At 70.4% G+C, this 24,360-nt stretch carries 25 protein-coding genes; 10 read left to right on the top strand and 15 right to left on the bottom strand.

Going from position 1 to position 24,360, the window contains the following annotated elements:
* Positions 1–2: 2 nt before the first annotated feature.
* The 4 genes from pspAB to OG452_RS32820 form a co-directional block, all read right to left on the bottom strand.
* Entirely contained in the window at positions 3–587 is a 585-nt protein-coding gene (gene pspAB / locus OG452_RS32835; protein ID WP_327299182.1) for a PspA-associated protein PspAB, read from the bottom strand.
* Positions 588–690: 103 nt separating this feature from the next.
* Positions 691–1,596, bottom strand: coding sequence for a zinc metalloprotease HtpX (gene htpX / locus OG452_RS32830; RefSeq protein ID WP_327299181.1), 906 nt, complete (start codon positions 1,594–1,596; stop codon positions 691–693).
* Positions 1,597–1,812: 216 nt separating this feature from the next.
* Positions 1,813–3,027, bottom strand: a complete 1,215-nt coding sequence (locus OG452_RS32825; RefSeq protein WP_327299180.1) for a cytochrome P450 — start codon at positions 3,025–3,027, stop codon at positions 1,813–1,815.
* A gap of 52 nt (positions 3,028–3,079) precedes the next feature.
* Complete coding sequence (locus OG452_RS32820; protein WP_327299179.1) at positions 3,080–3,271, bottom strand: ferredoxin; 192 nt, start codon at positions 3,269–3,271, stop codon at positions 3,080–3,082.
* A gap of 226 nt (positions 3,272–3,497) precedes the next feature.
* Here OG452_RS32820 and OG452_RS32815 point away from each other — a divergent pair, with 226 nt between their 5' ends.
* Positions 3,498–3,959: a MarR family winged helix-turn-helix transcriptional regulator gene (locus OG452_RS32815; protein ID WP_327299178.1), complete on the top strand. Its 462-nt coding sequence runs from the start codon at positions 3,498–3,500 to the stop codon at positions 3,957–3,959.
* Between the two features lie 149 nt (positions 3,960–4,108).
* Here OG452_RS32815 and OG452_RS32810 read toward each other — a convergent pair whose 3' ends face one another.
* From OG452_RS32810 to OG452_RS32800, 3 genes are read right to left on the bottom strand one after another with little or no spacing between them, the layout of a single operon-like run.
* Entirely contained in the window at positions 4,109–5,446 is a 1,338-nt protein-coding gene (locus OG452_RS32810; RefSeq protein ID WP_327299177.1) for a M20/M25/M40 family metallo-hydrolase, read from the bottom strand.
* Positions 5,443–6,819 (bottom strand): cytosine permease, encoded by a 1,377-nt coding sequence (locus OG452_RS32805; RefSeq protein WP_327299176.1) that lies wholly within the window; start codon positions 6,817–6,819, stop codon positions 5,443–5,445. The genes OG452_RS32810 and OG452_RS32805 overlap by 4 nt, the downstream gene beginning before the upstream one ends.
* Positions 6,820–7,773 (bottom strand): DUF1177 domain-containing protein, encoded by a 954-nt coding sequence (locus OG452_RS32800; RefSeq protein WP_327299175.1) that lies wholly within the window; start codon positions 7,771–7,773, stop codon positions 6,820–6,822.
* Positions 7,774–7,901: 128 nt separating this feature from the next.
* Here OG452_RS32800 and OG452_RS32795 point away from each other — a divergent pair, with 128 nt between their 5' ends.
* The 3 genes from OG452_RS32795 to OG452_RS32785 all read left to right on the top strand — a co-directional run bounded on the left by OG452_RS32795 (position 7,902) and on the right by OG452_RS32785 (position 10,376).
* Complete coding sequence (locus tag OG452_RS32795) at positions 7,902–8,714, top strand: IclR family transcriptional regulator (RefSeq protein ID WP_327299859.1); 813 nt, start codon at positions 7,902–7,904, stop codon at positions 8,712–8,714.
* Positions 8,715–8,780: 66 nt separating this feature from the next.
* Positions 8,781–9,509: a dipeptidase PepE gene (gene pepE, locus OG452_RS32790; protein ID WP_327299174.1), complete on the top strand. Its 729-nt coding sequence runs from the start codon at positions 8,781–8,783 to the stop codon at positions 9,507–9,509.
* A gap of 219 nt (positions 9,510–9,728) precedes the next feature.
* A complete protein-coding gene (locus tag OG452_RS32785; protein ID WP_327299173.1) occupies positions 9,729–10,376 on the top strand; it encodes a phosphatase PAP2 family protein in 648 nt (215 codons plus the stop codon).
* Positions 10,377–10,433: 57 nt separating this feature from the next.
* Here the strand turns inward: OG452_RS32785 and crcB are convergent, their stop codons facing one another.
* The 3 genes from crcB to OG452_RS32770 are packed head-to-tail and all read right to left on the bottom strand — an operon-like array spanning position 10,434 to position 11,436.
* Positions 10,434–10,808 (bottom strand): fluoride efflux transporter CrcB, encoded by a 375-nt coding sequence (crcB, locus tag OG452_RS32780; protein WP_327299172.1) that lies wholly within the window; start codon positions 10,806–10,808, stop codon positions 10,434–10,436.
* Positions 10,805–10,939, bottom strand: a complete 135-nt coding sequence (locus OG452_RS32775) for a hypothetical protein (RefSeq protein WP_327299171.1) — start codon at positions 10,937–10,939, stop codon at positions 10,805–10,807. Before OG452_RS32775 ends, crcB begins: the two co-directional genes overlap by 4 nt.
* Positions 10,936–11,436: a fluoride efflux transporter FluC gene (locus OG452_RS32770; RefSeq protein WP_327299170.1), complete on the bottom strand. Its 501-nt coding sequence runs from the start codon at positions 11,434–11,436 to the stop codon at positions 10,936–10,938. The genes OG452_RS32775 and OG452_RS32770 overlap by 4 nt, the downstream gene beginning before the upstream one ends.
* A gap of 305 nt (positions 11,437–11,741) precedes the next feature.
* On the opposite strand from OG452_RS32770, the gene OG452_RS32765 reads away from it, so the two are divergent.
* Positions 11,742–12,446 carry a DedA family protein gene (locus tag OG452_RS32765; RefSeq protein WP_327299169.1) on the top strand — a complete coding sequence of 235 codons (705 nt, stop codon included), beginning with the start codon at positions 11,742–11,744 and terminating at the stop codon, positions 12,444–12,446.
* Between the two features lie 18 nt (positions 12,447–12,464).
* On the opposite strand, the gene OG452_RS32760 is transcribed toward OG452_RS32765, so the two are convergent.
* Positions 12,465–13,766 carry a PP2C family protein-serine/threonine phosphatase gene (locus OG452_RS32760; protein ID WP_327299168.1) on the bottom strand — a complete coding sequence of 434 codons (1,302 nt, stop codon included), beginning with the start codon at positions 13,764–13,766 and terminating at the stop codon, positions 12,465–12,467.
* 124 nt (positions 13,767–13,890) lie between these two features.
* Positions 13,891–14,697, bottom strand: coding sequence for a hypothetical protein (locus OG452_RS32755; RefSeq protein ID WP_327299167.1), 807 nt, complete (start codon positions 14,695–14,697; stop codon positions 13,891–13,893).
* 290 nt (positions 14,698–14,987) lie between these two features.
* Between OG452_RS32755 and OG452_RS32750 the strand changes: the two genes are divergently transcribed.
* Positions 14,988–15,197 carry a hypothetical protein gene (locus OG452_RS32750; protein WP_327299166.1) on the top strand — a complete coding sequence of 70 codons (210 nt, stop codon included), beginning with the start codon at positions 14,988–14,990 and terminating at the stop codon, positions 15,195–15,197.
* Between the two features lie 122 nt (positions 15,198–15,319).
* Here the strand turns inward: OG452_RS32750 and OG452_RS32745 are convergent, their stop codons facing one another.
* Positions 15,320–15,964 carry a DUF305 domain-containing protein gene (locus OG452_RS32745; RefSeq protein WP_327299165.1) on the bottom strand — a complete coding sequence of 215 codons (645 nt, stop codon included), beginning with the start codon at positions 15,962–15,964 and terminating at the stop codon, positions 15,320–15,322.
* 98 nt (positions 15,965–16,062) lie between these two features.
* Positions 16,063–16,560 carry a hypothetical protein gene (locus tag OG452_RS32740; protein ID WP_327299164.1) on the bottom strand — a complete coding sequence of 166 codons (498 nt, stop codon included), beginning with the start codon at positions 16,558–16,560 and terminating at the stop codon, positions 16,063–16,065.
* Positions 16,561–16,851: 291 nt separating this feature from the next.
* Between OG452_RS32740 and OG452_RS32735 the strand changes: the two genes are divergently transcribed.
* The 3 genes from OG452_RS32735 (at position 16,852) to OG452_RS32725 (ending at position 20,669) form a co-directional block, all read left to right on the top strand.
* Positions 16,852–17,868, top strand: coding sequence for a cation diffusion facilitator family transporter (locus tag OG452_RS32735; RefSeq protein WP_327299163.1), 1,017 nt, complete (start codon positions 16,852–16,854; stop codon positions 17,866–17,868).
* Between the two features lie 163 nt (positions 17,869–18,031).
* Positions 18,032–18,298, top strand: coding sequence for a heavy-metal-associated domain-containing protein (locus OG452_RS32730; protein WP_327299162.1), 267 nt, complete (start codon positions 18,032–18,034; stop codon positions 18,296–18,298).
* 112 nt (positions 18,299–18,410) lie between these two features.
* Positions 18,411–20,669, top strand: coding sequence for a heavy metal translocating P-type ATPase (locus OG452_RS32725; RefSeq protein WP_327299161.1), 2,259 nt, complete (start codon positions 18,411–18,413; stop codon positions 20,667–20,669).
* A 235-nt stretch (positions 20,670–20,904) separates the two neighbouring features.
* Here OG452_RS32725 and OG452_RS32720 read toward each other — a convergent pair whose 3' ends face one another.
* Positions 20,905–21,753 (bottom strand): MBL fold metallo-hydrolase, encoded by an 849-nt coding sequence (locus OG452_RS32720; RefSeq protein WP_327299160.1) that lies wholly within the window; start codon positions 21,751–21,753, stop codon positions 20,905–20,907.
* A gap of 315 nt (positions 21,754–22,068) precedes the next feature.
* Between OG452_RS32720 and OG452_RS32715 the strand changes: the two genes are divergently transcribed.
* Positions 22,069–24,345, top strand: a complete 2,277-nt coding sequence (locus OG452_RS32715) for a catalase (protein ID WP_327299159.1) — start codon at positions 22,069–22,071, stop codon at positions 24,343–24,345.
* Positions 24,346–24,360 lie beyond the last annotated feature (15 nt).

Genomic DNA, 24,360 nt, shown 5'->3' with positions numbered 1-24,360 from the left:
CCTTACAAGCCGGGCGCGCCCCAGACCGGGAACCACCGGGCGAGGTCGGGTTCGACGCGCAGGTCATCCCCCAGGACCGCCTTGACCTGGAGTTCCAGCGCGCTGTTCCGCTTCTCCGTACCGTCCGGCATCGGTGCGAAAGGGAAGAACGTGCCCCGCTTGTACAGGTAGACCAGCGCGAGCGGCCGCTGGCCGGCGTCCTTGAACGCGACCAGCGAGCAGAGCAGCTGCGGCCCGAACCCGCCGTCCTCCAGCAGTGAGTTGACCGCGTGCAGGTCGTTGACGAGCGCCGCAGTGTCGTCGGGCGGCTGCTGGGCCAGCAGCCAGGTGTAGCCGTACGAGTCCTGACTGAACCGGACCGGGGCGCCGCCGCGCCCGGTGTCCGCGTCGAGCAGTTCCTCGACGTCCTGCTTGATCCGGGCGAAGCCCCCGCCCTCGACCCCCGCGAAGCAGACCGACCCCATCCCGGTGGGCGTGAACCCTGCGCCCGCCTGGAGGGTGAGTGCGGCGGACGGTACGGCGAACAGCTGGTCCAGATCGGGGCGGACCGGCTTGCTCCGGCCGAGGATGCTGTCGAGAAATCCCACGAGGCGTACTCCTACGGGGTCAGGACGGCCGGGAGCCGGACGCCCGCCGTTCTCCGGTCCCGGACGTGCACGGGGCCCGTACGACGAGCCGCGGTCCGGGGTGTCACGGGCGGGCGAGTTCGGTGGAGATACGCGCGAGCTGGTCCAGCCGCTGTTCGAGCGTCGGGTGCGAGGAGAACAGACGGCTCAGACTCTCCTTCGAGGAGAACGCGGGCATGAAGTAGAGGGCGTTGTACGGCTCCGCCCTCCGCAGGTCCTCGGTCGGGATGCGCGCCATCTGGCCGTTCACCTTGGTGAGGGCCGATGCGAGGGCCGACGGGCGGCCGGTGAGCAGAGCGGCGGCCCGGTCGGCGGAGAGCTCCCGGTAGCGGGAGAGCAGCCGGGTCAGCAGGAAGCTGATCACGTACACCGCGGCGCTCACCAGCGGGACGAGCACGATCGCGAGGCCGAGCGGTCCCGCGTTCCTGGCGCTGCGGGCGAGTCCGCTCCACAGGGCGACCCGGGTGATGAGTCCGGCCAGCACGCCGAGGAACGAGGCGATCGTCATCACTGCGGCGTCGCGGTGGGCGACGTGGGACATCTCGTGCGCGAGAACGCCCTCCAGCTCTTCGGGCTCCAGCCTGCGCAGCAGACCGGTCGAGGCGCAGACCAGAGCGGTGCGCTCGCTGCGGCCGGTGGCGAAGGCGTTCGGGATGTCGCTCCGGGCGATGGCCACCCGCGGTTTGTCCATGTCGGCGAGTGCGCAGATCCGGTCGATGGCGCCGTGCAGTTCAGGGGCCTCTTCGGGGGTGACCTCGTGCGCCCCCATGGTGAGAACGGCGATCTTGTCGCTGAACCAGAACTGAGCGATGAAGAGCGCACCCGCGACCGCCACGATGACCAGCCAGAAACCGTGCAGCAGAACGAGCAGCACGCCGACCAGGACGACGTACAGAAGTCCGATCAGGAACATGGTGGTCACCATGCGCGTGGTGAGACCGCGGTCGAGGGTGAAGCGGCTTCGGGTCATCTTCGTCTCCTGTAGAGGTTCTCCCCCTTCGTCAATTGTCCTCCTTCCACGTAAAGGCAGGGTATGCGGCGGGTTCAGGGAATCCTCCGTTCTGCCGGATGCCTGCCCGGGTGCGGAACTGGACCCCGGCCCCGGCTTCAGCGCCGGACCTACGCAGGGTCGCGCCGGTGCAGCGGACCGCCCCGGGTGGCGGGACGGTCCGCGGCACCGGCGGTCTCACCAGGCGACGGGCAGTTCGTGGACGCCGTAGACCGCCATGTCGGTACGGAAGTTGATCTCGTCGAGCGGGCGGGCGAGCCGCAGGCCGGGGAAGCGGCGCAGCAGAGCGGGGTAGGCGAGCTGCAGCTCGACGCGGGCGAGGTTCTGGCCGAGGCACTGGTGAGGCCCCGAGCCGAACGCGAGGTGCCTGCGGGCCTGCCGGTCGATGTCGAGCCGGCCGGGCTCCTCGAAGACCTCCGGGTCGCGGTTGGCGACATCGGTGGCACAGATGACCGCTTCACCGGCCCTGATGAGCTGCCCGCCGACCTCGATGTCCTCGGTGGCGACGCGGCGCCGCCCCAGGTGGGTGATGGACAGGTACCGGAGGAGTTCCTCGACAGCGCCGGCGACCCGCTGGGGGCTGCCGTCGCGGACCGCGGCCAGCTGACCGGGGTTCTGGAGCAGCGCGCAGGTGCCGAGGGCGATCATGTTGGCCGTGGTCTCGTGTCCGGCGACCAGCAGCAGCCGGGCCTGTTTGGCGCATTCGTCGCGGGTGCTGATCCCGGTGACCAGATAGTCCGCGGCGAGCCGGCTGAGCAGGTCGTCGCCGGGGTGCTCTGCCTTCTTCTCCACCAGGTCGCCTAGGTAGTCGACCAGTTCCTGCGAGGCGGCCAGGGCGTCCTGCGCGCTGCTGCGGGTGTCGACGATGACTGCGCTCGCCCGCTGGAAGAACCCGTGGTCCTCGTACGGGACGCCGAGCAGCTCGCAGATGACCAGCGAGGGCAGTGGCAGCGCGAAGGACGTGACCAGGTCGGCCGGCGGTCCGGCCTTCTCCATCTCGTCCAGCAGCTCGCCGATGATGCGCTCTATGCGCTCCCGCAGGGCCTGGGTCCGTTTGATGGTGAAGTCACCGGTGAACCGCTTGCGCTGCTCGTTGTGTTCCGGCTCGTCCATCGTGATGAACGTGCGGTTGTGGGCGCGGGTCGCCTCGCTGCCCGCGCTGAAGCTCGGATAGGAGGGCCGCCTGTTGTCGGCGCTGATGCGCTCGTCGCGCAGCAGCGCGACCTGGTCCGCGTGCCGGGTGACGTACCAGGCCGTGGCGCCGTTCCAGAGCGTGACCCGGGAGATCGGCTCCGAGCTGAGCAGACCGGTCATCTCCGGCGGCGGGTCGAACGGGCATCCGGCGGCGCGGCGGGTGGTGTAGGCGGGTGATGCGGTGGGGACCTCGGTCATCGTCGTCCTTCCACAGTGGGGTGTGAGGTGTCCGGGGAGCCGGGCCCTCCGGTCAGGACAGGGTGATGGCGGCGGCCGGACAGATCTGCGCGGCCTCCCGCACTGCGTCGTGCTGTTCGGCGGGCGGGCTGCTGTTCAGTACGAGGACGATCCCGTCCTCGTCCCGCTGGTCGAACACCTCGGGGGCGGCGAGTACGCACTGGCCCGCAGCACAGCACTTGTCGGTGTCCACGGTGATCTGCACGTCGTTCCTCCAGCGCTAGGGGATGAGCGCGTTACTTAACAAAAGTAACTTCTCCTCGCGGACGGTATTACTCCGTTCACGTCCCGGGGAAGCCCCACCCCATGCATAGGGCATCTTTCTGGCCACTTCCCGGACGGGCCGCCGGGACGGCCCGGGCGCGCCGCCGGTCCGGACCGGTCCGACCGAGTGGGGAGCCCGGGCGGACGGCGTACGGGATCATCGAGGCGTGGACCATCCCGAACCCGGCGGCTCCGCCGCCCAAGACCTCTACAGATCACTCGCCGACCTCGCCTACACCATGGCCGGCAACCGCGCGCACATGCGGCTGCGCGTCCAGGCCGAAGTCGCTGTCGACCGTGCCTCCCTCGCCCTGCTGCGCACCCTCACGGCGGCGTCCTCTCCGCTGCGGATGGGCGAGATCGCACAGGCCCTGCTGGTGCAGGCGCCTCATGTCACCCGGGAGATCCGCGGTCTGGAGGAGCGCGGCCTGGTGCGCACGGTCCGGGAGCCCGGTGACCACCGGGCCCGCCGTATCGCCGTCACCCAGGAGGGCCGCGAGGTCGTGGAACGGGCCGAGGAGGCCGGCCGGCGCTGGCTCGACGACGCCCTGCGGGGTTTCGCCCCGCACGAGCTGACCACGGCGGCCGCGGTGATCAGCCGTGTCGTCGAGGCGTACCGCAACCCCTGAGCGAAGGCGGCGCCGGGCGCGGACCAATGGCCCGATTACGGGGTCTCCCCCGCGCCGCGCGCCCAGGGTGCGCGCAGTACGCCCCCGGCGTCCGTGACGTCGAGGGCGTACGCGTATACGGACCCGGTGCGGGTCCCGTGGCAGAGCGGTCAGGCGCTCTGCCAGAGCCGGGTCATCACCCGTACACCGAACCGCAGTCCTTCGAGCGGCACCCGCTCGTCCACTCCGTGGAAGAGCCGCCCGTAGTTCAGGTCGTGCGGGAGCTTGAGCCCCTTGAAGCCGAAGCAGCGGATGCCCAGGTGGGTGAAGGCCTTGGCGTCCGTACCTCCCGGATTGCAGTACGGCACCGGGTGGCCGTCCGGGTCCTCGGCGCGCACCGCGTCGCACATCGCGTCCACGAGCGGGCCGTCGAACGTGGTCTCCATCGCGAGGTCGTGGTTGACCCACTCCCGGCTGACCGAGGGCAGCAGCAGGGAGTCGATGGTGTCGATCAGCTCCTGCTCGTGCCCGGGCAGGAAGCGGCCGTCGACCCGGGCAGTGGCCCGGCCGGGAATGACGTTCGTCTGGTAGCCGGCCTGGAACATCGTGGGGTTCGCCGAGTTGCGGAGCACCACCTGCATGAAGTCCGAGACCGGGCCGAGCCTGGCGAGGGTGCCCTCGATGTCCTCCTCGTCGAACTCGACCCCGTACAGCCGGGCCGCCTCGGCGAGCAGGGCCCGCACCGGCTCGATGAGACGGATGGGGAAGGTCTGGCGACCGATGCGGGTGAGCGACTCGGCGAGATCGGTGACAGCGTTCTCGTCGTTGGGCGACGAGCCGTGGCCGGCCCGGCCGGTGGCGGTCAGCTCCATCCAGGCCATCCCGCGCTGGGCGTTCTCGATCGGGTAGAGCCTGCGGGTGTCGTCGATGGCGAAGGAGAATCCGCCGCCCTCACCGATGGCCTCGGTGACCCCTTCGAACAGCTCGGGCCGGTGCTCGACGAGCCAGTGGCCGCCGAACTTGCCGCCGGCTTCCTCGTCCGCGAGGAAGGCCAGGACCAGGTCCCTGGAGGGACGGGTGCCGGTCCGGGCGAAGTGCCGGGCGGTGGCCAGCATGACGGCCACTGTGTCCTTCATGTCGATGGCGCCGCGGCCCCAGAGGTAGCCGTCGCGGATCTCTCCGGAGAACGGCGGCACCTGCCACTCGGAGGCGTCCGCCGGTACGACATCGAGGTGGCCGTGCACCATCAGCGCGCCGCGCTCGCGGTCCGCGCCCTCGATACGGGCGATGACGCTGGCCCGTCCCGGCGCGCTCTCGATGAGCTCGGACCCGATACCGACCTCGGCCAGCCGGGCCACGACCCAGTCGGCGCAGGCGCGTTCATTGCTGATGGGATTGGAGGTGTCGAAGCGGATCAGTTCGGCGCAGAGGTCGACCACCTCGCGCTGTGCCTCTTCGGAGGCGGGGACCGGTCCGGCCGCGGTCGTGTCGGGGTCAGGGGTGTTCATGCCGCTCCCACGGGGGTGTTGTTGTCGGCGACGGGGAGGTCCGGGGAGGCCTCCACCGCCGATGTGCCGTACGGCTTGATCCAGCCCAGCAGGCCGAGCGCCGCGTACAGCACGAATGCGGTGATCAGGGAGTTCAGCGCGGGTATGCCGCCGTCGTAGAACTTTCCGACGCAGAACGCCGCGATCCAGATGACCAGGGACATCGGGACCCAGGTGGGCGAGGTGGCCGGCAGGGTCTGCGCCTCGCGGGTCTCGTCCAGTGGCTTGCGCATCTTCCGGACGACCCAGTACTCGGCCACGATGATCCCGCCGATCGGCGGGATGGCCACGCCCAGCAGGGACAGGAAGTCCGTGAAGTGGGTCATGATGCCGACGGCCGACAGCAGGGTGCCCGCGAGCCCCAGCACGATGGTGACCGCGCCGCGGTGCAGGCGCTTGCCGAAGACGACCTGGAAGAAGTTGACGACGCCGAGCGAGGAGCCGTACAGGTTCCAGTCGTTGACCTTGGCGGTGGACATCAGCACCACGATCACGCCGATCGCGCCCGATGTGCTCAGCACGATGTGCGAGACCTGGTTGCTCTTGACGAGGTGGCCGAGCAGGACGCCCGTCATCCCGACGATGTACTCGGAGAGGATCATGGACGAAGCGCTCTGCAGAAAGACGTGCGAGCCCTTCTTGTTGAAGCGGGTCATCTCCGGCGCGACGATCGCACCCGTCATGAAGCCGCCCGCGATGGCGGTGGCGGCCACGGCCAGCGAGATCGGCTGGGCGGGCGCCGGCGAGTGGACCAGGTCCATGAAGGAGTGCTTGGTCAGGGTCGAGATGACCGACCAGGCGACCAGCGCGAAGAACAGCGGAGTGACGATCTTGGCGAAGACGGCCATGTACTTGAAGCCGAAGATCACCAGCAGCGTGACGGCCAGCCCGGCCAGCACGCACCACATCCAGGAGGGGCCGCCGGCCAGCGAGGAGACGCTGTCTCCGAAGATCGTGTTCTGTACGCCGAACCAGCCGACCAGGCTGACCGCGATGACGAAGCTGACCAGCGCCGAGCCGTTGCGGCCGAAGCCGACCCAGCGGGTGAGCAGGGGGGTCGCGAGACCTTCACGCATTCCGGCCAGGCCGATGGCGAAGATCACGATCTCCAGTGTGACCGCGCCGAGCGTGAAGGCGAGGAACGCGTGGCCGAAGGTCATACCGACACCGATGGTGGCGCCGAGCGTGAACTGGGAGATGGACCCCGACTGGGCCAGCCACTGGAGCAGCATGCTGCCGAAGCCGAAGCGCTTGTCGCGCGGGACCCGGGACAGTGCGTAGTCGTCGCTGCCGATGCCCGTGGTGGCTCCGTCAGCAGATGGTGAAGTTGCCATTCATGACTCCCTGGGCTGGCGGCCGAGGGTCTGCAGGTGCGACAGCGACCCATAGCGGTTGACGAGGTTGTCGAACTCCACCGTGTCGTGGAAGTCGAGTTGTCCGGCGGCGTAGACCTTGGCGGTCTCGACGGCGAAGCGGGCGGCGGACGCGATGTCCGTCTCGTGGCTCGCGCCCGTCTGGCAGCCCGGCACCGCGGCAGCCGACGTGATCGCGAGGCCGACGACCGGAGCGGCGGTCGCCGTGGCGGGCTGCAGAATCGAATTGATGTGATGCGCCCCATTACCGTACGGAGTGATGTCCTGCGTCGTCACGGGGTATGTGACCAACGGCTCACCCGTCACGACGGCGAGCAGCTCACCGAGCTGCTCGCTCACCCGCAGTACCCAGCCCTCCTTGACGGTGGGCGACAGGGCGAGGCCCTTGTGGTTGATGATGCGGTTGCCCTTGGTGGTGTCGATGGAGAGCACCGCCTCCATCTCCCCCGCCACCTCATGGCGGTTCATGGTGGCGATGTCCACCGGCGAACCCATGAACGGCACCGGGTCGTGCGGTTCGGTGGGCGCGTCCGGGCATATGTGGGTGGCGACGATCACGTCGCCGGGCAGGACATCGCCCCGGCGACGCATATCGAGCAGCTTGGCGGCCGTGGCCAGCGCGGCGGCCGCTCCGTCGGCGTCCGAGACGAGTCCCGTCACCTCGGGCCGGGCGCCCACTCCGCCGAGCCGGCCGACCACACCGAGGGTGCGGGCCGTACCCCCCGACGACCGGCCGTGGCTGCCCGGGATACGGACCTGCACGAAGTCGGTGGATCCGCGCTCACCGGCCACCGTGGTGATCCCGGCGCCCGACCCCTCGGGACCCGCTACCGCGTCGAGGTACTCGACGACGCGCTTGCCGTCGGCCGCGGGATCGTCCAGCAGATCCACGATGTCCAGGACGTACTTCAACATGAGGGGCCTTTCTCGCTGCGGCGCACCCGCTGCGTTCCGGGGGTGCTGACAGCAGATTCGGGATCCGATAGCGTTGAGCGCAACTGTTTCCCTCTATTTGCAATTCGGGTCTGGATGGTGAGATGACGATGGCCGAAATCGACCTGGACCGCCGGAAGCCCGCGGGCGCGCTGCAGACCGTCGACCGGGCGCTGCTCGTCCTGCTGGCCTTCGAGCGGACCCGGCCCGACTGGGGGGTGACCGAGGTGGCGGCCGAATTCGGCTGGGACACCTCCGTCGCCCAGCGCCTGCTTTCGACGCTGGCGGGCCGCGGCTTCCTGGTCTCCGACCCGGCCACCAGGCGCTACCGCATCGGCCCCGCCGTACTGCGGCTGAGCCGGCAGTGGGAGCGCTCGGGCTCCCTCGAACTGCTGGCGGGGCCGGTGCTGGAAGAGCTGTGCCACACCACCGGCGACACCGTGCTGTTCTGCCTGCCGGACAGCTTCCACATGCGCTGTGTGGCGGCGGAGGAGGGCGAGGCGGGACCGCTGCGGTACTACCCGCTGGTCGGCGAGCTGTATCCGGCGCACGCGGGCGCCACCAGCAAGTCCTACTACGCGTTCTTGCCGGACGACCAGCGCCACCGGCTCTTCCGCGGCCGCCCGATGGCCCGCTTCACCGACCGCACGGTCACCGACGCCGATCTGCTGGAGGAGGAGTTCCGGCGCATCCGCGCCCAGGGATACGCCTGGACGATCGGCGAGTACGACAACGGGATCGCCACGCTCGCCGTCCCGGTGTTCCTGGGCCGCGAGCCGTACGGCAGCCTCAGCCTGGGCGGCGCCGAGCAGCTCTTCCCCGACGGTCCCGAGCCCCGGCTCGACAGCCTCAGAAAGGCTGCCCAGCTCCTGGAGAAGCGGCTCACCCACCCGCCCCAGCGCACCCGGCGCCCACGCGCCTGAGAGAACCGAACCTCCCCCAGAACACCGACCGTTCACTGCCCCCTTCACCGAAAGAGCGCCACCACCGTGAATCTCCTGCTGCTGTCCAACTCCACCCAGTACGGGCGCGGATACCTGGAACACGCCCTGGACACCGTCACCGGCTTCCTGCCGCAGGGCGCCAGGCTCGCCTTCGTGCCGTACGCCCTGGCCGACCACGACACGTACACCGCACGGGTGCGCGGCGCCCTGGAACCGGCCGGGATCTCCGTGCGCGGCGTCCACGAGAACAGCGACCCGCTGGCCGAACTGGCCGCCGCGGACGCCGTGTTCATCGGCGGCGGGAACTCCTTCCGGCTGCTGAGCGCCCTGTACCGTACGGGCCTTCGCGAGGCCGTACGCGAGGCTGTGCGCGGCGGGCTCCCCTACATGGGCGCCAGCGCGGGCACCAACATGGCCGCGCCCACGCTCCGCACCTCCAACGACATGCCCATCGTGCAGCCGCCGTCCTTCGACGCACTCGGCCTTGTGCCCTTCCAGATCAACCCGCACTACCTGGACCCGGACCCGGGCAGCACGCACAAGGGCGAGACGCGCGCGGAGCGTCTGACGGAGTTCCTGGAGGAGAACGACGTGCCCGTGCTGGGCCTGCGCGAGGGCAGCTGGCTGCGGGTGGAGGGAGCGGGGGCGACGCTGGCCGGGGAACGCCCGGGTGTCCTGTTCACCCGGGGCGCGCCCGCCCGGGAGCTGCCGGTGGACACCGATGTCTCCGAGTTGCTCGGCACCGAGCCGCGGTTCGACTCACCGGCGGCTTGAGAGGCACCGCACGGTGAGGGGCCGGGCGGGGCGCGGCGCCGGCCGACCGCGCCCCGCCGGCCCCCGGCACCACCCGCCGTTCGGCCGGACGTCACCCGCTCTCCATGATTTGGCTCCCCCCGGGGCACCGTCTACAGTCCTGTAGATACATGCAGACCGTGGATGCCGCACGTCTCCCGCGGAGCGGGCAGCCCCGCCTGAGCCGAGAGTTCCCGCCTGATGACTGCTGTCTCCCCGATGCCGCTGGCCTTCAACGGCTCACACATCGACGGTTCGCTGTTCACCACCGTCACGGACTTCGCACATGACACCCGATGGCTGAACGCGCCCCTGGAATCGTGGACCAACATCGGCCTTGGCGTGTTCGCGGTCCTCATGGTCGCCGGATGGTGGCAGGCCCGGCGCCGCGACAGCGCGTCGATGGCTCTCGCTCTGGCCGTGCCGGTGAGTGTCGTGGTCGCCTTCGCCGCGGCCGAGGTGGTCAAGAAGCTCGTATCGGAGGTGCGGCCCTGCCGCTCCATGCCGCACGCGTTCATCGTCGAGACCTGCCCGGCCCCCTCCGACTTCGCCTTCCCCAGCGGCCACACCACGACGGCCGCCGCCACTGTGGCGGCCCTCTATCTGCTGAACCGGAAGCTGTGCGCCATCGCCGCGCTCTTCGCGCTCTTCGAGGGCTTCACGCGCGTCTATGTCGGCGCGCACTACCCCCACGACGTCCTCGGCTCGGCTCTTCTCGCCCTCCCCGTCGCGTTCCTGACCAGCCTGGCCCTGCGCCGCCTCGCCACCCCGCTGGTCGAGCGGCTGCGCACCGGAGCCCTGGCCCCCGTACTGACCGCAGGACCGGCCGGGGCCCACGCGGCCGGCTGACACACCGGGCTACTGGCACACCGGCCGGCAGCCCGGTGTGCCCGCGCGCGGGCGACCTCAGCCCCAGAACGCCTGGGCCAGGGACGCTCCCGCGAACGCCGCACCCAGCCCCGCCACCACACTCGCCGTGACATTGACGGCGGCCAAGAAGCGGGCTCCGTCCTGCGCCAGGCGCAGGGTCTCGTACGAGAACGTCGAGTACGTCGACAACGCCCCGCAGAGCCCCGTCCCGGCCAGCAGCTGTACCTGTGACGACGCGGCCCCGGCGGCGACCGCGCCGGTGACCAGCCCCAGGATCAGGCAGGCGGAGACGTTGACGGCGAAGGTCCCCCAGGGGAAGACGGTGTCGTGGGACGCCTGGACCCTGCGGTCGGCGAGATAGCGCAGCGGGGCGCCGACGGCGGCCCCCACGATCACGAGCAGCCAGTTCAACGTTCCTCCTCGCAGCCGGTGCGGTCGGCGTTCCCATGGATCGCCACCTTCTGCTGGATGTCAGCGGCCTCATGGATGTCGACGGCCTCACGGATGCCGGCGCTCTCACGGATGGTCGCGGTCAGGGTCACGAGCGCCTCCGTACGACGAAGCGGCGGGTCAGGGAGGCGGTGGCCCAGACGGCCGCCAGTGCGGAGAGCAGTGTCAGCGCCAGGTACGCGAGCGCGGTACGGGCGTGCCCCCCGTTGACGAGCCCCTGGATGTCCACGGCGTACGTGGAGAAGGTGGTGAAGCCGCCCAGGACCCCGGTGCCGAAGAAGGGGCGTACGAGCCGGTGGACCGACCGGGCCTCGGAGATGACCACCATGAACACCCCGATGACCGAGCAGCCCGCGGTGTTGACCACGAACGTCGTCCAGGGGAAGGCCCCGTCGGCCGTGAGCCACAGGAGCGCCGCGCCGTACCGGGCGGACGCCCCGGCCATTCCACCGAGTGACACCGCGGCCAGGACGGGCCATTGCGCCGCCCGCCGTCCAGCGGCCGGTTGTGACTGCACGGGGACGGGGAGGCCCGCACGGGGGCCGGAGCCGACGGGGTCGTCCGTCATCGGGAGCGGGGCCTCTGGCATGTGGTTCTCCTACTCGGCGGTCACCGCGCGCACCGGGGCGCACACCATCGCAAGTAGGGACCGTTGGCGGCACGGTCGCCGCAGTTCGGTTACGGCGGGCCCCACCGCCGCGCGCGAGGCCACCGGCCCCTCGCTGCTCCGGATCATACCGTGCGGTCCATGGCCCGCTCCTCGGGCCGGCGGCCCCCGTGGTGCGGAACACCGTGTCGGCTGAAAGCCTCGGACACCACGGCCCTCGACCGCTTCGGGGCCGTGAGCACACGTCGGCAGAGCGCGACGACAGCGAACGGCAGGAAGGAGACCCGGTGGGCGCGATCACGGACTGGCTGTCCGGGCTGTCGGGCGCCGCTGTCTACGCCGTCGTCGCCGGTCTGGTCTTCTGCGAGGACGCGCTGTTCTTCGGCTTCGTCATCCCCGGCGAGAGCGCTGCCGTGATCGGAGGCGTACTCGCCGCACGGCACCAGGTGTCCATCTACTGGCTCGCCGTCATCGTGGTGGCAGCGGCCGTCGCCGGAGACTCCGTCGGATATGAGATCGGCCGCAGATTCGGCCCGCGGCTGCTGACAGCGCGGTGGCTGCGCCGCCACCGGAGCGGCATCGAGTCGGCCCGGGACCTGATCCGCCGCAGAGGGCCGGTGGCCGTGTTCCTGGGCCGTTTCGTGGCGTTCTTCCGTGCGGTCATGCCGGCGCTCGCCGGTGCCTCGGGCATGCGCTACCGCACCTTTCTGCTCTTCAACGCGCTCGGCGGCCTCGTCTGGGGCGTCGGCTTCACCCTGATCGGCTACGCGGCGGGCAACGCGTACAGCAGAATCGAGCACTTCGTCGGCCGGGGCGCCGCCCTGTTGCTGGTTGCGCTGATCGTCGTCCTGCTGGCGGTCAGGCACGTCCGACGGCACCGCGGGGACAGCGGGGACGGCGGCACCGGCAACGACCACGGCGGCAGCGACACATCCGGGGAGCCGGAGGTCGGTCCCGCCGACGGCACCGGCACCGCGCACCACGACGACTGAGCACCCGCGTCCGGCGTCCTACAGCTCCGGGGGAACGCGCAGCGCCAGTACCGCGATGTCGTCGAAGTGGCCGTCCGTGAGCCGCACCAGCAGCTCGTCGCAGAAGGTCTGGAGGGGCTCGCCGGCGAGACTCGCCGTGTGCTGTCGCAGCCTGGTGAACCCCCGGTCGATGTCCTCGCCAGGGCGTTCGATGAGCCCGTCCGTGTACAGCAGCAGGGTGGAGCCCGGTTCCAGTACGGCCAGCGCGTCCTCCCGCTCGATGGCAGGGTCGACTCCGAGAACGGGGGCCAGTCCCTCCTCCAGCAGTCTGCTGCCGCCGGCGGGGCCGGTCAGCACAGGGGGCGGGTGTCCGGCGTTGGTCCAGTGCACGAACCACTGACCGGTCGGGGGCGTGTAGACGCGTGCGATGGTGCCCGTGACCAGTTCGGTGGTGCTCAGCCCCTGCATGACATTGTCCAGCCGCCGCATCACCCCGGCGGGCGAGTCTCCGCTGTCGTACGCCAGCGACCGCAGCATGTTGCGCAGCTGCCCCATGCCCACGGCAGCGGTGAGATCGTGTCCGACGACGTCACCGATGGCCAGCACGGTGGAGCCGTCGCTGAGCCTGAAGGCGTCGAACCAGTCACCCCCGACTTCGGCCCCCTCCCGGGCCGGCACATACCGTGCCGCGAGTTCCAGGTGCTCGATTCCCGACAGGTCGGGCAGGAGCGAGAGCTGCAACTGCTCAGCCGTACGCAGCTGGATCGCGTACAGCCGGGCGTTCTCGACGGCGAGCCCGGCCCGGTGCGCCAGGTCGGCCGCGAGGGAGGTCTCCTCCTCCCCGAACGGCTCGCTGGAGCCGGTACGGACGAGGCTGAGGGCGCCGAACACCTGCCTGCGCACCTGGAGCGGCATGATCAACACCGTACTGGCGTCGAGGGCACGGTAGAGCTCCAGCTGCGCGGACTGGAGGGAGCCGGCCGCCGCGTGCGCTCCGAAGCCGGTCACCGTCACCGGCCCGGCGCCGCGCAGCACCCGGGCCAGCGGTGCGGCGAACTCGTCGGACCAGGGCAGGCTTTCCGGCGCCGGTGGCAGCTCCCGTGCCGCATCGCGGTGCACGGCGGCCAGCCGGCGCACCCCGCCGTCCACGACCAGATCCACCACACACGCGTCGGCCACCTGAGGGACGATCAGCCGTGCCAGCCGGTTGAGCGCCTCGTCCGCGTCGAGAACGCTCGACAGGGCGGTACTGGCATCGGAGAGCAGCCGCAGACGGGCGGTCGCGCGCTCCAGATCCTGTCTGACCGCCGCGAGCCGGTCCTCCGCGTCGTCTGTGGCCACACCGCAAGTCTGCACGAGACCCACCACGCCACCACCTGGACGGCGCCTGGCCGCGGCCGGCTTCCCGTACGCACTCGCCGAATGCGGTACGCGGACAGCGTCCGACGCTCCCCGGAGCCCACCGTCACCAGCTGATCGTCGGATTGGAATTCGCGTCCCAGTGGTTGAGGATGCCGTCCCAGTCGTGCATCGAGCCGGTGCTGAAATCGGCGAGCGGGGGCTGCTGGTCCCAGGGAGTCTGCTGGTGGAGCGACTGGTGGTGGACAGGGTGGTACCACTGCTGGGACGGAGCGGCGGCAGCCGCCTCGGCACCGGAGCGGCGGTGGCGCCCCGAACGGTCTGCGGGAGGCGGGGTGTACACGAGGCGGCCCTGGGTCTCCAGATAGCGCGCCCTGGCGACCAGGTGGGCCAGGTCGAGACCGAGCTCGTTCGCCAGTACGGAGAGATCGACCCCGGTGCTCCAGGCACCGACGAGAACGGCGTCCACGGCAGGCGAGGCGGCGGGTTCCTGGACCAGCTCCTCGTGGACGGGAGGGACTCCGGGAACCTGAGCGGGGCGCGGCCCCGGGATGTTGGCGTGGAATGGCTGAGCGGCCTCCGGTTCCGGCTGCACCTGACCGCTGTCCGCACAGTCCACCGGAAGCGGCTCGGTATGCTCGGCCGTGTGCTCCGACAGAAGCGCCTGCGCAACCGCCCGCGCGTCGTCCTTGCCCACAGTGCGGCGGGCGAGGCGCACTTCACGCTCGGTGAGCCCCAGCAGCCCCGCGACGGTGCCGTCGCTTCCCAGCGTCACCGCGAACGCGGCGAGCGTCCGCGTACGTACCGCGTGCCCTTCGTCCAGTGCGCCCTGTGCACGGCGCACCTCTTCGTCATTCGCGCAGAACGCCTGTGCCAGGACGGCATGGCGCTCCCACAGCTCCCTTGGATCCATGCCCGCACCAACGCCGCCTTGCCCGTTTTGAAGCTACTTCAGAAGGAATTGCACTTCAAAAGGTGAAATCCCAGCTTATCGTTCTGTGCCATTCGGAGTTACCCCGGCGGGTGGCAGTCGTTACCCCCGTCATGAACGCACGCGCGCCCGCTACCACAACAGCCAGAGGCTCAGCGGTATTCATTCCGCCTCCGGCGCAGGCCCAGCGGGTACCCCCGCCGCAGCTGATGGCGCCTCAAGGTCCCCCTCCCCCACCGGGGAGGCATTCGGGGGCGCACGCATTCGGGCGAATGGATGCCCGGACGCCGCTGTACTCCGAACTGGCCGCCCAGTGGATGGCACGCGGCGCCACGGTGCCGGGTGCCCCCGACCCCGAATGGCAGCGCCTGGTCTCCTACGAAGCCCTCCTCGTCGAAGTCGAGTCGGTCCTCAGGGACCTGCGCCCCCACCGGGCCCCGGAGACACGGCTGCTGTCCGGCCGGGGAGCAGCCGGTACCTGAGCGGAGGGACAGCTGCCCCACAGCGCTGTTCCGGGCCCTCTGCGAAGAGGGCCCGGAACAGGGTTACGCGGGACTGATCACGGCGCGCCGATCAAGCGTCGGAGCCGCTCTCAAAAAGCCGGTCAGAGCCGGCCGAGGATCTTGTGCATCTTGTCGACCTCGGCCTGCTGGTTCTTCACCACGGCAACCGCGAGCTTCTTGGCCGCGGCGTTACGGCCCTTCTTCTGCTCGTCCTCTGCCATGGTGATCGCACCCTTGTGGTGACCGATCATCATCTCGGTGAACCTCTTGTCGAAGTCCTTGCCCTTGGCGGCCTTGAGTCCTGTCATGTCCTTGTCGGACATCATGCCGGGCATGGACGAGCCGCTGCCGTGGGTCATGCCCGGCATGTTGTGGTCCATGGACGGGGAGGCTGGCTTGCCCCACGACGCCAGCCAGCCCTGCATCGTGCTGATCTCAGGGCCCTGAGCCTTCTCGATGTCCGCGGCCAGGCTCTTGATCTCCTGGTCGGAGGCGCGGCCGTCGGCCAGTTCCGCCATCGACACGGCCTGCTGGTGGTGCGGGATCATCATCTGCGCGAACGTCACGTCCGCTGCGTCGAAGCTTCCCGGCGCGGAGGCGGAGGGACTGTTTCCGTGGTGCGGGGCGGACGCGGACGTGTGCTTGTCGCCGGAGCCGCAGGCGGCGAGCCCGAGAGCGAGAGACGCGACGACACCGGCGGACACGACGGTGCGACGGCGAGCGGAGGAGTGCGGGAGAACAGACATGTCAGGTCTTTCCGGATGGACGCGCCCCATGGCGCGCGGGTGAGCGGGAACCGTTGCCGGAAACCCTGGCCAGGTCGGCCGGGTCCGGCGCGGCCCTGTCACGCCCGCGCGACACACACCCGCAGCAGCAGACTTCGCCCGCTTACCGGCGGCCCTCTTCGCCCGGTCCCGCCCAGCAGCACCGCCCGGCCACGCGACGGCCGGACGGCCGGGAGCGCGAGGACGGCCGGACCGCTGAGGCCAGGTCCGAACAGGGTGCGATCGCGTGCGGGGGTCGACACACAGACCGCCCCGCGCGGCCCCGCCCCGGTCCCGGCCCGGAACGCGGGCCCCTGGTGGGCCGCGACCGGGTGTGCGGCTGCGGGCGCCATCGCGGAACCGCCGTGACCGGGGGGCATCGCGGCGTTCGCACCGCCGGGCCTCGCAGCATCCGTACCGCCGGGCATCGCGGCGTTCATCGAGGCGGAGGAGAGGAAGCCGTGACAACCGCCGGCCGCGGTGGCCGGAGCACCGTGCATGAGGAACAGGCCGAAGAGCACCGCGCACACCACGGCCAGCCGGGCCGTGGCCGGGCCGCGCGCCGCTCCGCTGCTCACCCGACTCCCCGTTCTGTGTTTCTGGGCGTTCCGGTGTTCGGACTTCCGGCCGCCGCTCGTTCCGGGCGGTTGTGGCGCCCGGCCCGACGATACCCCGGCCTGGTATCCGAGGGCCGGCCGGGCCCCGCCATCCGGTGCGGGCGAGGGGTGGGGCGGCGGTGCCGCCCGGCGCCGCGGACGCTGCGCCGGCGTGGCCGGTAACGACACTGGTAACCGACATCGATGCAGCCTTTGCACCAAGGGCCCGTACTGAGGTTCACTGCCCGTCTCCGACCACACAGGGGGCAGCACGTGAGCAGCCACGATCACGACCATCCGGGCTCGGGTGATCACGGGCACAGCCATGGCGTGGCGCAGGACGCGGACCGCCGCTGGCTGGGCGCGGCCCTCACCCTGATCGTCGCCTTCATGGCCGGGGAAGTCGTCGTCGGGCTGGCGTCGCACTCGCTGGCCCTGCTCTCCGACGCGGCCCATATGCTCACCGACGCCGCGTCCATCGTCCTGGCGCTGGTCGCGATGCGGCTCGCCGCGCGCCCCGCCAGGGGCGGCTACACCTTCGGCCTCAAGCGCGCCGAGATCCTCTCCGCCCAGGCCAACGGCATCACCCTGCTCGTACTCGCCGCATGGCTGGCCTACGAGGCGGTGCGGCGCCTGATCGACCCTCCCCCGGTCACCGGCGGGCCGGTCCTGGCCACGGCGCTCGTCGGTGTCGCCGTCAATCTGCTGGCCGCCTGGTGCATCTCCAGGGCCAACCGCACCAGCCTCAACGTCGAGGGCGCCTACCAGCACATCCTCACCGACCTGTACGGATTCATCGCCACCGCCGTAGCCGGTGTGGTCGTATTGACCACCGGCTTCGCCAGGGCCGACGCGATCGCCACCCTGGTCGTGGTGGCGCTCATGGTCCGCGCCGGTACCGGCCTTGCCCGGGCCTCGGGCCGTATCTTCCTCGAAGCCGCACCCGCGGGCACCGACCCCGACGCCCTCGGCGACCAACTCGCCGCTCAGGAAGGCGTCGTGGAGGTCCACGATCTGCATGTCTGGCAGATCAGCTCCGAGCAGACCGCCCTGTCGGCACATGTGCTGGTCACGCCCGCCGGCGACTGCCACGCCGTACGCCGGGGCCTCGAACGCCTCCTGGCGGACCAGTGGGCCATCACTCACACCACTCTCCAGGTCGACCATGCCCACACGGCCGCAGTGGGACAGGAGCTCACCATCGGCTCCGCCCCGCCGCCCGCCGGCGTCGCCGCGCACTGCGAGGACGCCCACGGCCCCACGCACCACGCGGGTCCGCACGACCACTGATCCCCCGGGGACAGCGTCCGGCGCTCTCCGCCCATCCGCTCAGCAGGGTGAGCCGACAGGAGAGGGAATACCCCCCTCGGGTATGATGTTCTCATCTTCGGGAAGACACGGAAGAACCAGTTCCGCCCGACTGCCCCACCACAGCGATCGTAAGGACGATGCGATGACCTCCCAGGCAGACCCCCGCTCCGGCGCCGCGACCGACGTTGCGGGCGGCCCCGTCACCACCACGTACCAGGTGTCGGGCATGACCTGCGGCCACTGCGAAGGAGCGGTGTCCGAGGAGATCTCGGCGATCGACGGTGTCACCTCGGTCAAGGCCGTCGCCTCCACCGGCCAGGTCACGGTCATCTCCTCCGCGGCGCTGGACGACGAAGCCGTCCGCGCCGCCGTCGACGAGGCGGGCTACGAGCTCGCCGGCCGTCTCTGACGTCCCTTCCGCCCGGGGCCGCTCCGCCCCGGGTCGCGGATCCCACGCCGGCCCGTACCGCCCCGCTCATACGGGAAGCCGTACGTACCGGCCTCCCCCCAGGAGACATGCAATGACCAGTACGGCTTACGAGGAATCGGTGGCCCCGACCGCCGAAGTCGAGCTCTCCATCGGCGGAATGACCTGTGCGTCGTGTGCGGCACGCGTAGAGAAGAAGCTCAACCGGCTGGACGGGGTCACCGCCACGGTCAACTTCGCCACGGAGAAGGCGAAGGTCTCGTACGGCGGGGCGACGGACATCGCGGACCTCATCGCCACCGTCGAGAGAACCGGCTACAGCGCCGAGGAACCCGCGCCACCGGCGACCGAGGACCGCACGGAATCCGCTCCTCCGGCCGCCGACGGTGAACCGGTCGCCCTCAGGCAGCGGCTCCTGGTCTCCCTGACACTCTCCGTACCGGTCGTCCTGATGGCGATGGTGCCGGTTCTGCAGTTCGACAACTGGCAGTGGCTCTCCCTCACGCTTGCCGCCCCCGTCGTGGTCTGGGGCGCGCTGCCGTTCCACCGGGCCGCCTGGACCAACGCCCGGCACGGCGCCGCCACCATGGACACCCTCGTGTCCATCGGCACTCTCGCCGCGCTCGGCTGGTCACTGTGGGCCCTGTTCTTCGGCACGGCCGGGATGACGGGTATGCGGCACGGGTTCGAGTTCACCGTGTCACGCGCGGACGGATCGTCCTCCATCTATCTGGAGGCCGCCGCCGGGGTGACCACGTTCATCCTCGCCGGCCGCTATCTGGAGGCGAGGTCCAAGCGGAAGGCAGGCGCCGCGCTGCGCGCGCTCCTTGAGCTGGGCGCCAAGGACGTGACCGTACTCCGGGACGGCCGCGAATCCCGTATTCCCGTCTCCGGGCTCGCGGTCGGCGACCGCTTCGTCGTACGCCCCGGGGAGAAGATCGCCGCAGACGGCACCGTGGCCGAGGGTGCGTCAGCCGTCGACGCGTCGACACTGACGGGTGAGTCGGTGCCGGTCGATGTGAAGGTGGGCGACACCGTCACCGGGGCCACCGTGAACGTCTCGGGCCGGCTGGTCGTCGAGGCCGCCCGGGTCGGCGCGGACACTCAGCTGGCCCGGATGGCGCGGCTGGTCGAGGAGGCCCAGAACGGCAAGGCCGAGGTGCAGCGCCTCGCCGACCGGATCTCCGGCATCTTCGTGCCCGTCGTCCTCGTCATCGCGCTGGGCACCCTGCTGACCTGGCTGCTGGCGACCGGAGACGCGACAGCAGCGTTCACCGCCGCAGTCGCCGTGCTGATCATCGCCTGCCCGTGCGCCCTGGGACTGGCCACACCGACCGCGCTGATGGTCGGCACGGGACGGGGCGCGCAGCTGGGCATCCTGATCAAGGGCCCCGAGGTGCTGGAGACCACCCGCCGGGTCGACACGGTCGTGCTCGACAAGACCGGCACCGTCACGACCGGCAGGATGGCTCTCCAGGACGTCTTCACCGCGCCGGGCACCGAGGACAGGGAACTGCTGCGACTGGCCGGCTCCCTGGAGCACGCGTCCGAGCATCCGATCGCCCAGGCCATCGCGGCGGGAGCCGAGGAACTCGCCGGGCCTCTGCCCGTACCCGAGACGTTCGAGAACGTCGCCGGGCTCGGCGTACAGGGCATCGTCGACGGGCACGCTGTGCTCGTCGGCCGGGAGAAACTGCTGGCCGAGTGGGCCATCGAACTGTCGCCCGAGCTGGCGCACGCGAAGGCCGCAGCGGAGGCGGAGGGCCGCACGGCGGTCGTCGTGGCCTGGAACGGCGAGATCCGGGGTGTCCTCACCGTCGCCGACGCCATCAAGGAGACCAGCGCCGAAGCGGTCGCCCAGCTGCGCGCGCTCGGTCTCACCCCCGTACTGCTGACCGGCGACAACAAGGCGGTGGCCGAGTCGGTGGGCAGGGCCGTCGGCATCGACGAGATCATTGCCGAGGTACTGCCGCAGGACAAGGTTGATGTGATCAAGCGCCTGCAGGGCGAGGGCCGTTCGGTGGCGATGGTCGGCGACGGCGTGAACGACGCGGCCGCCCTGGCCACCGCCGATCTTGGCCTGGCGATGGGCACCGGCACGGACGCGGCCATCGAGGCCGGGGACCTGACGCTGGTACGTGGCGACCTGCGCGTGGCGGCGGACGCGATCCGGCTCTCCCGCAGGACCCTCGGCACCATCCGGGGCAACCTGTTCTGGGCGTTCGGTTACAACGTGGCGGCCCTGCCACTGGCCGCCGCGGGGCTGCTGAATCCGATGATCGCAGGGGCCGCGATGGCCTTCTCGTCGGTCTTCGTGGTCACCAACAGCCTCCGGCTGCGCTCCTTCAGGTAGCCCCGGGACACCACAGCGCGCCCCCGGCCGGGAGCTGTTTCACGCGGTGGGGGCGCCGCTCCCGTGGACGGCCTCAAGGTCATACCCGCGCCCGCTCCGCGCGGGCCCGGGACGTTCCCGGGTGGCACCGGACGGCTGCCCGTCCGGTGCCGCGCCGTCCCGCATCATCACGATGCCGTACGAGCGGAGGTCCGGGCCGGTGCGCCGGCCGGCCCGGTGCGGCAGCCGGCGACTTTCAGTACCCGTCCTGCTCCGAACGCGGCTCGCCCCCGGCCGGCCGTTCCCCCCGCAGCCGTGCGATGTAGCGGTCGGCCGAGCGGCGGACGGCCGCGGCGCCGTCACCGATCACGACACGTCCCCACCAGCCGCCGTAGACGCGGTCGAAGGCGAAGCGCCCGACCCGGCGGGCGATGTCGTCCACGGTGTGCTCGTCGAGAGGGATGAAGTTGGGGAAGCTCCACATGAAACTGACCCAGCGCCGGTCCTGGACAACGGCGACGGTGTCGCCGGTCAGCAGCGCGCCTCTGCCGGCGGAACCCGCGGGCCAGTGCAGCACCGAGGCACCGTCGAAGTGGCCGCCGATCCGCGCCAGGGTGATCCCGGGGACGGGCTCGATGTCGTCGTCGAACAACTCGATGCGGGGCGAGGGCCGTTGCACCCACTGCTGGTCCGCGCGCGGGATCAGGACACGGGCATCGAAGGCCTCGGCGAACTCGATGTGGGCGCCGTAGAAGTGCGGGTGGGACATGCAGATCGCGTCGATCCCGCCCAGACCGGCGATTCGCCGCTTCGCGTCGTCGTCGAGCAGCGGGACACAGTCCCACAGCACATTGCCGTGCGGCGTACGCACGAGAAGTGCGCGCTGGCCGATCGCGACCGACGGGCTCACACCGATGCCGACGAGGTCCGGTTCCTCCTCCCGCAGTTCATTGGTGTGGTCGCGGGCCAGTTCGCCCATCGTGGTCCAGCGCTGTCCCTCCGGGCCGACGTACTGACGCTCGTCCTCGCAGACGGGGCAGTGCGCCGGCGGCTGTTCCGTGTCCGGGTACTGCACGGCACAGGTCACACAGATCCAGGCAGGCATACGGCCGGTTCTCCTCTCCGTCGGTCCCAACAGTGCCCATGGTCCTATGTCGCGCCGTCACCTTCCCGGACGCAGGCCCCGCTCGGGTGGCCACCTCCGCCCTCGGGGAACGGCTGCCCGGTTGCGCGGCCGGCCGTCCGGCGCCATACGGCGGGCGCAAGCGGGTACTCGTCGATCACGGGCTGCACCGCAGACACGCGAGCGCACAGTCCGGGAAGGCTTCGTCTCGGCGTCGACGTGCGCTGGGCGCCCGTTTAAAGAACACGGGCGAAGGTCACAGCTGCGATATCGCCCCCCACGATCGGAGAGAAAACGATGAAGGACAAGAACCCGGCGAAAGCAGTCGCGGAAAAGGTGGCTGACGCTCTCGCCGACGGCCCCGGCGCGGCCGGGGAGCTCCCCGGCAGGCCTGGACCCGTGTCACCCCCCGTCGACGAGCCCACGGAGCCCACGGCGCCGCTGCCGCCCAAGGCGGATCAGAGCGGCCCCGACACAGTGACCCCCACCGGGCAGGCCAGCGGGGCTGATCAGAAGGCCGTAGCCCAGTCGGGTGCTTATCTGACCACGGCCCAGGGCACCCGGCTGTACGACTCGGATCACTCTCTCAAAGCCGGTGAGCGCGGGCCCATTCTGCTGCAGGACCACCATCTGCGGGAGAAGATCACCCATTTCGACCACGAGCGCATCCCCGAGCGGGTCGTCCACGCACGCGGCGCCGCGGCACACGGTGTCTTCCAGGGCTACGGCACCGCGGCGGGGGTGACCAAGGCCGCGTTCCTCGCCAAGGACGTCGAGACCCCTGTCTTCGTGCGTTTCTCGACTGTTCTCGGTTCCCGGGGATCGTCGGACACCGTGCGCGACACACGTGGGTTCGCCACGAAGTTCTACACCGAAGAAGGCACGTTCGACCTGGTCGGCAACAACATCCCGGTGTTCTTCATCCAGGACGCGATCAAGTTTCCCGATGTCATCCATGCCGGCAAGCCCCATCCGGACCGGGAGATCCCGCAGGCGCAGAGCGCGCACGACACGTTCTGGGACTTCGTCACTCTGCACACCGAGGCGACGCACCACACCATCTGGAACATGTCCGACCGCGGCATCCCGCGCTCCTTCCGGATGATGGAGGGCTTCGGTATCCATACGTTCCGGCTGGTCAACGCCGAGGGCGCGACGACCCTGGTGAAGTTCCACTGGAAGCCCAAGCTCGGCGTCCACTCACTGGTGTGGGAAGAGGCGCAGATCATCAACGGCATGGACCCCGACTTCCACCGCCGGGACCTGGCCGATGCCATCGAGGCCGGCGCGTTCCCGGAGTGGGAACTGGGCATCCAGGCCTTCCCCGACAATCCTGACCAGATGTTCCAGGGTATCGACCTGCTGGATCCCACCAACATCGTCCCGGAGGAGCTGGCTCCGGTACAGCCGATCGGTCTTCTGACCCTCAACGCGAACCCGTCGAACTACTTCGCCGAGACGGAACAGGTCGCTTTCCACCCCGGTCACCTGGTCCCGGGCATCGACATCACTGACGACCCTCTGCTGACCGGCCGTCTCTTCTCCTACCTGGACACCCAGATCAGCAGGCTCGGCGGTCCCAACTTCGCGCAGATCCCCATCAATCGTACGCACGCACCCGTGAACGACATGCTGCGTGACGGTATGCACCAGACAGCCGTGCACAGCGGCGTGGCACCGTACCGGCCGAACTCGCTGGACGGCGGCTGCCCGTTCCAGGCCGGCGCGGACAGTGGTGCGTACGTCGAGGTCCCGGTCGATGTACCGGCGGGGAAGAAAGTGCGCCAGGCGCCGGCCTCGTTCGCCGACCACTTCAGCCAGCCCCGGTTGTTCTGGCTCAGCATGACGCCGGTGGAGCGCGAGCACATCATCGGCGCGTACACCTTCGAACTGGGCAAGTGCTATGAGCCGGCCATCAAGGAGCGCGGCCTGAAAGTGCTCGCGAACATCGATCCCGAGCTGTGCCGGCGCGTGGCCACCGGCCTCGGGCTCGCTGCCCCCGAGGCCACCGAGCCGCTCGCGGATCCGGCCGCGAGCCCGGCCCTTTCACAGCTGGGCCGGACGTGGCCGCTGGACGGACGCATCATCGGCATCGTGGCCGATGAGAACGGGGATCTCGCCGCTGTCCGCACGGTGCGTCAGGCCGTCCTGGACGCAGACATGGTGCCGCTGGTCATCGCTCCTGCCGGCGGGAAGCTCGACGCGGACGGTGATCCCGTCGCCGTCCAGCGCACCTTCGCCACGGCACGCTCGGTCGAGTACGACGCCATCCTGCTGGCAGGCGTACCCGGAACCGGCGCCGACGCGCACGGCGCAACGGACGCCAAAGCCGGACAGGGAGCGGTACAGCCGGACACCGCGACCGACCCGAGGGTCCTGCTCATGCTGACGGAGGCGTTCCGGCACGGTAAGGCCATCGGAGGCTGGAACGGTGCCGAGAGGGTCCTGGAAGCCGCAGGTATCCCCCGGGACGCCCCTGGCCTGGTCGTCGCAGGCGACGGCGACAGCGCATTCGAGCAGGTCACCCAGCTGCTGGGAACTCACCGGGTCTGGCAACGGTTCCAGAACCTCTGAACCGGCAGGGGAGGG

The organism is Streptomyces sp. NBC_01197 (genome assembly GCF_036010505.1).
Classification (GTDB): Bacteria; Actinomycetota; Actinomycetes; order Streptomycetales; family Streptomycetaceae; genus Streptomyces.
This window is presented reverse-complemented; position numbering and strand designations above follow the sequence as displayed.